General features: G+C 62.1%; 2 protein-coding genes. Both read left to right on the top strand.

Annotated elements, in window-relative coordinates; genetic code table 11:
- Nucleotides 1-449 (top strand): hypothetical protein (locus tag ABT116_RS50425; protein WP_351648595.1); only part of this gene is annotated, 449 nt, incomplete at its 5' end.
- Nucleotides 446-877 carry a nuclear transport factor 2 family protein gene (locus tag ABT116_RS50420; RefSeq protein ID WP_095968657.1) on the top strand — a complete coding sequence of 144 codons (432 nt, stop codon included), beginning with the start codon at nucleotides 446-448 and terminating at the stop codon, nucleotides 875-877. The genes ABT116_RS50425 and ABT116_RS50420, both read left to right, overlap by 4 nt.
- The last annotated feature ends 141 nt before the right edge of the window (nucleotides 878-1,018 follow it).

The following is a 1,018-nucleotide window of genomic DNA, read 5'->3' as shown; positions in this document are numbered from 1 at the left end:
GCCCCAAGAAGGTTTATCCCACCAGGGAAGACGCGATGGGCCGGTTCCGCTTCGTTCCGCCGCAGGATTCGGGTCTGGCTGCGGTGCGTGACCATGTGGCAGCTACGTCGATGGAGGAAGTCGAGGGCGGTTGGTCGTGGAAGTTCGATCCGAATTTCTTTCTCCGAGTAGGCGCCGAAGATGTTCTCGACAGTGAACCACGTTGCCGCGTAGCCTATTTCCGAGCTGAGAACGGCATCGTGTCCGATCGACTCATGGAGCACATGCGCGGATTGTTCGGACCGGAGGCCATCGTGGCGGAGATACCGGAAGCCGGCCATCACGTCATGATCGATCAGCCGTTGCAACTCGTGACCGGGGTGCGAACTGTGTTGAGTGCGTGGTCCGTCGCAAGTCAAGTGCCGGTAGAACAAGCGGCAGGTAACGTCGAGGGAAGGGTGGAAGCATGAGCACGGAATTGACGCTCGAACCGAAAGTCGAAGCTGCACTGAAGTTGTGGCACACCATGATCGACACCGGCGATCTGTCGGCGCTACCGACCATCGTCGCGCCCGACGCGCAGTTCCGATCGCCCACGGGATTCAAGCCGTACCAGTCCGCGGACGCCGTTGTGCTCATTCTCAATACGGTGATCCAGGTGTTCGAGAACTTCGAGTACCACCGACAGTTCGCCGGAGCCAACGGGCGGCAGGTCGTGCTCGAATTCAGCGCGAACATCGGAGACAAGAGCCTCAAGGGGATCGACATGGTCGAATTCGACGAGGACGGCAAGATCGTCGATTTCGAGGTCATGGTGCGTCCGGCCAGCGGGCTCGCCGCATTGGCTGCCGAGATGGGCCGCAGGCTCGGGCAGACGCTACCGAACTACAAGGCCTGACCTGATTCCGGCGCGGGCCGGGTCTGCCTGCTCAACTCGTGCTGAATCCGCCGTTGGACCCGCACACGGGGCATGTCCCCGGCGGTGACTCGTCCTTCGGCATGCTCGCCGCCCACCTCCTGGCCGCGGTGTTGTGCGGCC

The organism is Streptomyces sp. NPDC002130 (assembly GCF_040296465.1).
Classification (GTDB): domain Bacteria; phylum Actinomycetota; class Actinomycetes; order Streptomycetales; family Streptomycetaceae; genus Streptomyces.
Note: the sequence above shows the minus strand (reverse complement) of the source record. Positions and strands in the feature narration are given on the sequence as shown.

Coding starts and splice junctions, on each gene's coding strand:
- ABT116_RS50420 (WP_095968657.1), top strand. CDS start 446: ATGAGCACGGAATTGACGCTCGAACCGAAAGTCGAAGCTGCACTGAAG.